The following is a 10,490-nucleotide window of genomic DNA, read 5'->3' on the forward strand; positions in this document are numbered from 1 at the left end:
ATGATCCGGCCGTTGGCGCGCTCTTCGCTGTTCTCGCAGCGAAGCCGATGTCCGAAATACGGGTGCCAACGGCAATGGACCTCGACCTCCTGCCCAACATGGGCAGAATGACCCCGAGATGGCAATCGGGCGCAGGGCTCGCTCGGCGGCATTGTTGTCCATGGCGACGCGGCCGTCTTCGAGGAACAGGCACAATGATGGCCAGCGGCTCAGGCCATAACGGAAGTCTTTTGCCAAATCGCTCTTGCCCGGAATGCGGGTCAGTTGCGTTTCGATCCAGACACGGAATGCCGCGATCTTTGGTTTGCTATGCTTCTGACGTGCGGCAAGGCGGGCATCGGCAGGCTGACCCGCAATGCCGTGCTCGATGTCATAAAGCGCACCGATACGGTCGAGAGCCTCGCATGCGATCTCGGATTTGTTCGAGGTCCAGATATCATGGAAGTCGCGTCGCCAATGCGCCCAGCATGCCGCTTCTCGGAAGCGGGATGTTCCATCGGCTCCAGGCTCATAAAGCTTGCCGTAGCCTTTGTAGCCGTCAGCTTGGAGGATGCCGCTTGTCTGCCTCAGATGGCGGAGGACGTGGTCTTCCTTCCAGTCCGGAGCAAAGTAGTAGACCGCTCCAGGCGGAGCGCCGCCCGCCCATGGGCGTTGATCGCGGACATATGTCCAGATCCTGCCTTTCTTTACGCCTTTCCCCAGCCCTTTGTCCTGCATGGAGCGATCCAGCACCCGGATCGGGGTCTCGTCGGCATGAAGAAGGTCGCTGGCCATGATCACGGTTCTAAATCACCCGACACGCGCCGACGGCGCACCCCAATTGGGGCGTCGCCAGTCAATTCCTTCCCACAACATCGCCATTTGCGCTGACGTCAGCCGGGCCGTCCCGTCGGCCGCCGACAGCCACGGAAAGCGACCCTTCTGCAAGACCTTGTAATAAAGACAGAACCCCTGGCCATCAAAATAAAGAAGCTTCAAACGGTCGCCACGCCTTCCCCGAAAGGCGAAGACCGCGCCTCCCGTCGGCTTCTGGCGCAACACATCCTGCGTCAGTGCAGCCAAACCCTCGATCCCTTTGCGCATGTCCGTGAACCCGCAGGCAAGGTACACCCGAACCCCAGTTCCCGGTCCGATCATGCTGTCTCAACCGCCTGGATAAGCCGAGTCAGAGTGGCGGTATCGATCTCTCTGTCAAAGCGCAGGTTCCGCCCACAGCATAGTTGGAATTCGACCAGCGCTGACAATCTGTCGGTGCCTTTGCCCATACAGCGTTCGCTCCGCGCCACGGGCATGTCCACGGGAAGGAACATGGGACCCGCCGACGGCAACAGGAGCCCCTTCCTCCTCAGCTCTCGCCGCCAGGTGTAAATCTGCTGCCGTGTCACATCATGCCGCTCGGCAACCTCAGTCACAGTCGCCCCGTCAATTCCAACCGACATGACGATGTCGAGCTTCTTCTTATCACCCCAGCGACGACGCCGTTCAGCACCAAGAATCTCGACACGCATCGCAAACCTCGCACAAGACACGTCGCAAACGACGTCGTTAAACACGTGTCATAGGCCATCACGACGATGTCAGGCAGGCGGTGACAATCGGGCGGTTACGATTGAGATGGACCTCCTCGCACAGCCGCCTTCCGAGCGGATGCCGAAGCAATAGCCCACCAGCAGCATGCGGATCATCAATTCGGGATCGACCGAGGGGCGACCCAATTCGCTGTAGAATGGCTTCAGATGCGCGCGCAGGCCGGACAGATCAACGAACCTGTCTATCGACCGCAACAGGTGACTGGCCGGCACATGGCGCTCGAGGTTGAACTCGTAGAACAGAGCATCCTGAACGTTCGTCCGTTCGCCCATCATCGGCAGCGCCCCCGATTCACTCAAACCAGTGAATCAGGACTTCAAGCTCGCAGCAACGCCGACTTTTTCAACACAATCGGTTGATAGCATTCCTTCAGATATCCAGGTATGCAGGCTCCTGCCAAAGAGGCTCTCGCCGACCTGGCCGTAGGAGATCGGCCGCTTGCGATTTCGACCTTCGACCAGCTCGGAATTCCATCCAATGCCCTCTTGAGCGCGCTCACTGAAAAGCCCCAATATCGCATAGTTGTCGAACTTAGCACTGCCAATGAACAGCTTCGGGCAAGGCAAGAGCGAACAGCATCTCAGACTCTATAATTTGCTTCTGCTCTGCACGTTTTTATCGACCGGTTGACCACGATAACTCACCTCCGACGGCCCGCCGTGAAAGATGGTCGAGAATCCACGAGACTGCAGCATCAAACGATTCGATCTGATGGAGCCATCACCGGCCAGCCGACCTGTGCATCATCTCACCCAATTTCGCCAGATAAGTTTCGCTCTGAGTGGTCCACGGGAACGAGAAGTTAAGCGCAACGAAGTTTCGGAAGGACGCCTCGATCGAGAAAATAGGGCCTGGGAGGAAACTGAAGTCGGATTCTATCGCCTGAAGCAAAGCGCCAGTAGCATCGAAGGTGACTGGCCCTCGTACCCAGCACATAAACCCGCCGGCGGGAGGCGATACAACACATTCACTGGGAAAATGTTCTGCGATTAGCTCGAGACCCCGTTGCATCCTCGCTGCAAGTGTGCTGCGCAATCGCCTCAAATGTCGGTCCTGACTACGGATTGCCAGAAACGTGGCGATCGCGCGCTGGACAATACCGTCACCGCTGTTCAGTCCGTGTGTATACTGGTGTGTCATCAAACGCCGTGTGTGGGTGCCGGCAATGATCCAACCCAATCCATACGCTGGCGGGAGCGAGGCCATGAAACTCCCGAATTGCACCACGATATCGGACGGATCGTGTTGTTTAAACGAAGGCTGCCTGCTGCCATGGTAGTTCAGGTCGCTGAACATGTCATTTTCAAGGATAAGCACTTGGTGTTGGCGGGCAATTTCCACGACACGGCGCATGGTTTGCTCGGAATAGGTCACGCCTGTGGGATAATGATGGGAGCCCATAAGCAATGCTACGCGAACAGAATTCGAGCGGACAAGATGCAGGAATTGTTCGGGATTAATGCCAGAGCGCGGGTGGGAGTAAATTTCCACCACGGAGAGGCTCTTGCGATTCAATCCGGCCAGCATTGGAAAATAAGAAGGACTTTCGACAAGGACTACGTCTCCTGGCTTGGTAAATGCATTGAGGCACATGTCGAAGCACGACATGCCCGTGTTGCCGACGATTATCTCCCCGTGTGCTACGATGCATCCTCGCTTTGATACGCGGCGCGAAATTTCATGTCGCAACTGCACGTCGCCTTGTGGTGAATCGCACCCAACAAGCCTGGTCTCGCCTTGCCGCAAGAGCTGGCGCAATAGCCGGTCTATTTCGCTGCGGTCGAATAAGTCCGGACTTGGGTAGAAGCTGCCGAATGCGCCAAGCTCATTTGAATAACAAATATGTAGCAAAGCTTCAGGCAGATTTTTAACAGTCTCTCCATCGCCATCGTGGCCCCCTGAGCCTGTCACTGGCGCGGGCAAACCGACGACATAGAAACCTGACCGGGGCCGGGCCTCGCAAACACCCTCAGCCTCCAGGAGCTCGTACGCATGATGCACCGTCATTGGGCTGTAACCGGTATCCTCGCTTAACTGCCGGACAGACGGCAGGCGATCACCGACCCTCAGAGTCCCCGTGCGAATGCGGCGCTTTATGAGGTCAACGACAAATTCGTAGCGGCGCATGGCCGATGTTTGGGGACCATGGGTCATAGGATTGGACTTCCTATCGCAACTGGCACCTGCTGTGTCTGCACAAGAAAGCCGTTCCACCGTTAGACGAACAATGGGGTCGCAGTCAGATTGTTGCAGCACTTGAGCCCTCTGCACCGCCGTAGACCCATCAATATTAATCCTTTCTGACCGTTAAAATGCACAAAAGCCACCAATTCCGCGGAGCACAGTTTCTGGCGAGGAGGCGCTTCGAGGTTTGGAGACTGGGCCGTCTGTGCTGAACGAATTCGCAGGAATTTGACACTAGCGCATCTCCATATTTTTGTTTCTTTTGGTCATGTTGGTAACGTTCAAAGTCGCCAGGCGCTGAGGAAGGTTTATGGAAACGGTCGTTATCATCGGAGGAGGACTAGCAGGGCATCGTGCTGCCACAACGCTCGCCGAGCTATGTCCTGAGCAGCGCATGGTCCTGATTCATAGCGAAAGCGGGACACCCTATGACAGGCCGCCGCTGTCCAAGGACTTTCTCTTGGGGGGCAAGAGGCCGACTCTGAAAGGGTCTGATCTGTATGCAGATCGCGTCGTTTTGCGGGATGGAACGAAGGCCACCCTAATCGACGCTCTTCGACGCATCGTCCATACTGATATCGGTGAACCGGAACACTACGACAAGCTGTTGATCGCAACGGGATCTCGAGCACGGCACTTCGAGCACTCCAGTGTGGACCCGGCACAAATTCATTATTTGCGCACTGAATCAGACGCTTTGCGATTACGCGCGGCTCTTGCGCCTGGCCGGCGGCTGGCAGTTGTAGGCGGTGGTTTTATCGGGCTAGAGGTATCGGGGATGGCTCGCCGCTTGGGCTGTCAAACAACGGTCATTGAGTTAGCGCCACGACTGCTGCCGCGCAGCGCCTCACTCTCTTTGTCAGAATGGGTCGCGACGCGTCACGCGAGCGAAGGTGGTGAGTTTCGTTTGAACTGTGCGAATCTGCGTATGTCAAATAATTCAAAGGGCGAGGTCGTTCTGACTTGGAATGGAGGGTCGGTCGTTGCTGATATGGTCCTTATTGGCATCGGGATTGGGCCTAATGCGCAAATCGCTGCCGATGCCGGCATCGACACCGCTGACGGGATCGTTGTGAACGCTCGCTGCGAAACGTCCGTTCCGGGAATATATGCTGCCGGAGAAGTGACGAACTATCCTGTGCCCGCGCTTGGCCGACGGCTACGCAGTGAGAGCTGGACCGTGGCCGGCGATCAGGCCGTCGTGGCGGCACAAGTTATGTGCGGTCTGGATGTACAGTATCAGGACCTACCTTGGTTCTGGTCCGATCAGTGCGGCGTAACCATCCAGTCACTCGGGCTGCCAGCGCTCGCGACGCGCCTGTATCGCATCGGAGACGTCGCGAGCGAACGGTGGCTGGAGATTGGCGCCGATGAACAGGGTCGTTTTGTCAGTGCCGTGGGAGTCAACCCCGGTCGTGACATGACGCAGCTCCGGCGAGACGCAAAGGCTGGCAAGCCTATATCGCCTGACATAATGAGCCGGACCGAGGAAGTTGATCCGTCCAATATATACCTCGCAACTGGCTAATCGTGGCAATCGGAGTGAACTGTGACAACAGTAGAAAAGAACATAGATACTGCGCCGCAGCATTCTGAATGGATAATCCTTTGCGCCCTTTCCGATCTTGAAGAGGACACCGTAACGCCGTTCGAGATCGACGATAACCGAATTGCCATCTACTTGATCGGCGGCAAAGTACACGCGACCGACAACGTTTGTTCACACGCATTCGCTCTCCTTTCTGATGGCTGGCTGGAGGGGACTCTTATCGAGTGCCCTTTGCATGGTGCTCAATTTGAGATCACCTCCGGTGAAGTGGTTCAAGGCCCGGCTGACTGCCCAATCACCGTGTTCAAGACGAAGGTGGAAGACGGCCAGGTCCTGGTGCGACTTCCCGTAGACTGAACAAAGCAGTTTCTGCTTAAGCTTTCAGCAGCAAGAACATCATTACTGGCGACCAAACTGGCCGCCAGCGACCTCGCGCCGTCGACAATTTTTCAGTGTGAACAAAGGACCATGAAACTATCGGCGAGGCATCGAACCCTATCGTGCGCTGGCACGGTCCAAGATCCGCAGCGGTAAGCAGAGCGAGGCGTCAGGGCCGACTGTGCNATCGTGCGCTGGCACGGTCCAAGACCCGCAGCGGTAAGCAGAGCGAGGCGTCAGGGCCGACTGTGCGCGCGGGTTTCGGGCAAGCCGGCATGCCGTTGCGGACAAGCTCTCGGGCCGCGTCGGAGCCAGCCATTATTCTCAAACGAAGAATGCGTCAGTACTGTCGAGTTCGGCACAGTTGTGGATATGGACGCTCGGATTTGGCGCGCGGGGCTTGTTGGACGCCGGCGGCTCGCTGGACGAAAGCAAAGAAGGATTAACGCAGACACGCCCCTCGCATCGCTCTGTGTATCAGGCTGCCATTGTCACTAAGGCACCTGATGGTGGCGTTGTGCTGGTGCAATTTGCCGTCATCTGCATCTACAAATGCGGAGCTTGGCGCTTACTTTCCCTGGCGGAGCGAGTCATCGAGACAAACTGGATCCAGAGAACCCGAGCCAGGACAAATCAGAAAGATCGTGGAGTAATATTATTGTTATCCGAAGCATTGCCGCGGGGTCACGCTGCTGCCTCCGAAGTTCAGCCATGTGCGCCCAGGCTCCGATGCTCAATTTCACCGCAGCAAAGACAGGCACCCTCACCGGTGAAATATTAAGTACTCCGCCAACATCAAGATTGAACAGCGTGTCGAGTAGGGAAAGAATTCGATGAGCGAGGCAAGCAGCACGTTTGAAGCCTATGAGAGTGATAGCCATATGGCGGATTCAAGAAATTTCTACTCACTGGTTGATGGCTCTCTTGTCCGTGACGGCTTGAAATTCAAGGTCATAAACCCGGCGACGCAAGGCACTGTCGGAGCCGCGATAGTACCCGGAGCGAAAGTTCTGCAGCAGGCGATCCACGCTGCTGACCGGGCCTTTGTGACTTGGCGGACCGAACAGTGGACGGTGCGCAGTGGTCTCCTCCGTGCTCTGGCCGACGTTCTGCGGAAGAACGTCGAAGAACTTGCACGCCTTCTGACCCAGGAGCAGGGAAAACCGCTTCAGCAAGCTCGAAACGAAACCATTTCGTGCGCCGAATTTCTTGAGCACTGTTCAGGCCTGGAGTTGCGTCCTATCGTACTAAATAATAAGCCGGAGGCTTACGCGGAGCAATTCTTTGTACCGTACGGTATCGTCGCAGGAATAGTGCCGTGGAATTTTCCGCTTGAAGCTGCAGTATCCAAGATCGGTCCCGCAATTATAACGGGGAACTCCATAATCATTAAGCCGGCACCGACCACTCCCTTGGCCACCCTGCGCTTCGGTGAACTCATTAAGGATGTTGTTCCGGCAGGGCTTATTCAGATCATCGCGGACGATGGATCATTTGGTCCGCAGCTCGTCAGCCACCCCAGTATTGCAAAAGTTTCTTTTACGGGATCCACCGCATCCGGCAAAGCAGTCATGACGTCTGCTGCTCAAGGCTTAAAGCGTCTCTCTTTGGAATTGGGTGGCAATGATCCGGCAATCGTATTCGACGACGTCGACCTGAAGAGTGTAGCGCAAGCCATTTTCAACGCGGCATTTCTCAATACTGGACAGGTCTGTACTGCAATCAAGCGGGTTTACGTTCATGCGGCTATTGCAGATCGCTTCTGCGAATGCCTGGCTGCTCTGGCTCGGAATGCAGTTGTGGGCGACGGTTTGGAAGACAATGTCACCGTAGGTCCTCTGCAGAATAAAGCCCAGTTCGATAAAGTTCTTCAATACTTGGATGAAGCGGAGAAAGTCGGCCGCATTGTCGTAGGGGGCAAAGCGCCAGCTCTTGCCGGCTATTTCATCAACCCTACCATCGTGACGGACATCTCCGACGAAGCCTCGCTCGTCAAAGATGAGCAGTTCGGCCCGATTCTTCCGGTCCTGACATTTACGGATGTCGATGACGTTGTACGCCGGGCCAACGCCACGCCTTATGGTCTTACTGCTTCCGTATGGTCGGCCGACAGAGATCGAGCGGCGCGGATCGCTCGGCGGTTGGACTTCGGAACAATATGGGTGAACAAGCATCTGGAGTTCAATTTGGATTATCCGTTCAGTCCTTGTAAGGAATCTGGCTTTGGGACCGAAGGAGGTATCGAGGGTTTGAAGGAATATGCTCAGCCCCGCCTGCTGAGCTGACACGGTGGGACCATATTTGTGGGTCGTTGGCGCAAAATGACGATGGTTCCGGTCCAAATTGGCGCAGGTAGCAAACCGTTCAGTGACGCCAATGTCTGAACCGGTGCTGCTTAGACACCACCGATGCTGGATTTAAAAGCCATTACTGTTCTTGACGCTCGATGTGTCAAGATGATCTCGCGTCGTCCTCCGGGTGCGAGTTCCACGGTCGCTGCCCGTTTGCAAGAGACCTGCGCAACGCAGGCGCCTGCACCGTTGCTCGGATCGATCAACCCGAGACAACTGCCATAAGTTGAGAAGAGGTCCGTGCAATGAAAGATATTCGCGTGGTAACCGATTTCCCGCGCAAGGTCCGAGAGATCGAGAACCTGTGGATCTCGATGCCAGATGGCGTGAAGCTCGCTGCGCGCATCTGGCTCCCCGAAGACGCCGAGGCCGATCCGGTCCCTGCCATCCTCGAATACCTGCCTTACCGCAAACGCGACGGAACGGTGGAGCGCGATGCACTTACGCATCCCTATTTCGCCGGTCATGGCTACGCCGGCGTACGTGTCGATATGCGTGGCACTGGCGACAGCGAAGGCGTTTGCAAGGGTGAATATTTGAAGCAGGAACAGGACGACTGCGTGGCGATAATAGAGTGGCTGGCGAAGCAAGCCTGGTGCTCCGGCGCCGTTGGCATGATCGGCATTAGCTGGGGCGGCTTCAACGGGCTCCAGGTCGCCGCCCGCCGCCCGCCGGCGCTCAAAACCGTGATCTCACTGTGCTCTACCGACGACCGCTATAATGACGACATCCATTATCTCGGCGGGGCGCAGATGTGCGACAATCTGGACTGGGGCACTACCGCCTGGGCGATCGCCATGACGCCGCCCGACCCACTGATCGTCGGCGACCGCTGGCGCCAGCTTTGGGAAGGCCGCCTCAACGGCAACGGCATTTGGATGCAGGACTGGTTCGAGCATCAGCGCCGCGACGAGTTCTACAAGCACGGGTCGATCTGCGAGGGTTACTCCGATGTCGAGATCCCCGTTTACCTCGTCGGTGGCTGGGCTGACAGCTATCCGAACCCGATCTTCCGCATGCTCGAAAGCCTGCCTGGCATCCGGAAAGGCCTGATCGGCCCTTGGGGTCACAAATATCCGCATTTCGCCATGCCAGGACCGCGCATCGGCTTTCTCAAGGAATGCCTGCGCTGGTGGGACCAGTATCTCAAGGGCATCGACACCGGCATTACCTACGAACCGATGCTGCGTGCCTGGATGCAGGACCCGTGTCCGCCAGCCGCTATTTATGATGAGCGGCCAGGGCGCTGGGTTGCAGAGCCGTCATGGCCGGCACCCGGTCTAAGCGAGCGTTCGCTGGCCCTTTCGCCGGGGCTCCTTGCCGAGGGCGCCGGCAGCGACGACGTGCTGAGAATCTGTTCGCCTTCGACGGCGGGGCTCTCCTCGGGCGCATGGTGCGGCTACGGCGTGGATCCGACCTTGCCGGTCGATCAGCGCATGGAAGTCGGCAACGCACTCGTCTTCGAAACGAAGCCTTTGGAAGAAGCCGTGGAGATTCTTGGCTTTCCTGAATTCGAGGTCACGCTCGCCGCGGACAAGCCGGTTGCTCTGATCTCGGCGACGTTGTCGCTGGTGCTCGAGGACGGCGCGGCATTACGCGTCAGCTACGGCATTCTCAACCTCACGCATCGGCATGACGACTTCGAACTGCAGCCGATGAATCCGGGCGAGGCCGAGATTGCGCACATCAAATTGCGTTGCTGTGGCCAGCGGTTCGAGAAGGGTCAGCGTATCCGCCTTGCCGTCGCAACGGGGCATTGGCCAATTGTCTTCCCGGGGCCGGAGAAGGCGACGCTGTCGATCCATTGCGCCGGCAGCAGGCTGATCCTGCCTGTGCGCAAACCGCAGCCACTGGATGCAGCACTTGCGGCGTTTGACCGACCGGAGAGCGCAATGCCGATGCTGCAGGAAGTGATCAAGGAGGGTGAGCCTTTCCGGCGCGAGCTGACAACCAACCAGATCACCGGGGAAGCCACTTACACCGTCGTCAGCGACGGCGGAAGCGTACGTCATCCACACACCGGCATCACTCTGTCAGCCAGGCAGACAAACGTCTTCGTCGTCCATCCGGACGATCCGAATTCGGCACGGGGAACCGTGACCTGGGAGAAGTGCTACGCCCGAGGCGATTGGGACGCCAGAGTTAGGGTTTCTGCAACGATGCACGCGCTACGTGATGTCTGGCGCATGGAAACTCATCTCGTCGCGCGTTCCGGCGACGAGACCATCGTTGATCGCGAAGAGGTCAAGGAGTTTCCGCGCGATCTGAACTGAGAAGATGAACGCGGCGACCTCGCCGCAGATCGAATCAAGGGTTAGTTTCGGCCGGTCCCATAGTCATCTGCGCGTCAGATACGTCTTCATGAGGAATTACGCGACGAATTCTATCGCGCAATCAATGCTAGAAACCGAAGAAGAGTGCTACCGAGCGCGGCGCCC

At 57.2% G+C, this 10,490-nt stretch carries 7 protein-coding genes and 2 pseudogenes; 4 read left to right on the forward strand and 5 right to left on the reverse strand.

The features are described 5' to 3' along the window. Window positions 1-117 precede the first annotated feature (117 nt). The 5 genes and pseudogenes from X773_RS72575 to X773_RS72595 all read right to left on the reverse strand — a co-directional run. Window positions 118-777, reverse strand: a pseudogene (locus X773_RS72575) (IS66 family transposase); the annotation flags it as partial. A 12-nt stretch (window positions 778-789) separates the two neighbouring features. After that, a complete protein-coding gene (gene tnpB, locus X773_RS72580; protein ID WP_023680738.1) occupies window positions 790-1,137 on the reverse strand; it encodes an IS66 family insertion sequence element accessory protein TnpB in 348 nt (115 codons plus the stop codon). Further along, the gene (locus X773_RS72585; protein WP_031213335.1) at window positions 1,134-1,508 is read right to left on the reverse strand and encodes a transposase; all 375 of its coding nucleotides are present in this window, start codon (window positions 1,506-1,508) and stop codon (window positions 1,134-1,136) included. Before X773_RS72585 ends, tnpB begins: the two co-directional genes overlap by 4 nt. A 100-nt stretch (window positions 1,509-1,608) precedes the next feature. Continuing rightward, window positions 1,609-1,865 (reverse strand): annotated as a pseudogene (locus tag X773_RS72590) (transposase); the annotation flags it as partial. Between the two features lie 445 nt (window positions 1,866-2,310). Further along, on the reverse strand, window positions 2,311-3,744 hold the full coding sequence (locus X773_RS72595) for a PLP-dependent aminotransferase family protein (protein ID WP_084641883.1): 1,434 nt from the start codon (window positions 3,742-3,744) through the stop codon (window positions 2,311-2,313). Window positions 3,745-4,084: 340 nt separating this feature from the next. On the opposite strand from X773_RS72595, the gene X773_RS72600 reads away from it, so the two are divergent. The 4 genes from X773_RS72600 to X773_RS72615 all read left to right on the forward strand — a co-directional run bounded on the left by X773_RS72600 (window position 4,085) and on the right by X773_RS72615 (window position 10,325). Then, complete coding sequence (locus tag X773_RS72600; protein ID WP_023680743.1) at window positions 4,085-5,302, forward strand: FAD-dependent oxidoreductase; 1,218 nt, start codon at window positions 4,085-4,087, stop codon at window positions 5,300-5,302. Window positions 5,303-5,323: 21 nt separating this feature from the next. Beyond that, on the forward strand, window positions 5,324-5,680 hold the full coding sequence (locus X773_RS72605) for a non-heme iron oxygenase ferredoxin subunit (protein WP_023680744.1): 357 nt from the start codon (window positions 5,324-5,326) through the stop codon (window positions 5,678-5,680). An 854-nt stretch (window positions 5,681-6,534) separates the two neighbouring features. Beyond that, a complete protein-coding gene (locus X773_RS72610) occupies window positions 6,535-7,986 on the forward strand; it encodes an aldehyde dehydrogenase family protein (protein ID WP_023680745.1) in 1,452 nt (483 codons plus the stop codon). 311 nt (window positions 7,987-8,297) lie between these two features. After that, window positions 8,298-10,325, forward strand: coding sequence for a CocE/NonD family hydrolase (locus X773_RS72615; protein ID WP_023680746.1), 2,028 nt, complete (start codon window positions 8,298-8,300; stop codon window positions 10,323-10,325). Window positions 10,326-10,490: the final 165 nt, after the last annotated feature.

This window comes from Mesorhizobium sp. LSJC280B00 (assembly GCF_000502835.1).
In the GTDB taxonomy this organism is placed as follows: Bacteria; Pseudomonadota; Alphaproteobacteria; order Rhizobiales; family Rhizobiaceae; genus Mesorhizobium.

Bases quoted from the DNA above. Each gene is read 5' to 3' on its own strand.
- X773_RS72615 (WP_023680746.1), top strand. From the start codon at position 8,298: ATGAAAGATATTCGCGTGGTAACCGATTTCCCGCGCAAGGTCCGAGAG.
- X773_RS72610 (WP_023680745.1), top strand. From the start codon at position 6,535: ATGAGCGAGGCAAGCAGCACGTTTGAAGCCTATGAGAGTGATAGCCAT.
- tnpB (WP_023680738.1), bottom strand. From the start codon at position 1,137: ATGATCGGACCGGGAACTGGGGTTCGGGTGTACCTTGCCTGCGGGTTC.
- X773_RS72585 (WP_031213335.1), bottom strand. From the start codon at position 1,508: ATGCGTGTCGAGATTCTTGGTGCTGAACGGCGTCGTCGCTGGGGTGAT.
- X773_RS72600 (WP_023680743.1), top strand. From the start codon at position 4,085: ATGGAAACGGTCGTTATCATCGGAGGAGGACTAGCAGGGCATCGTGCT.
- X773_RS72595 (WP_084641883.1), bottom strand. From the start codon at position 3,744: ATGACCCATGGTCCCCAAACATCGGCCATGCGCCGCTACGAATTTGTC.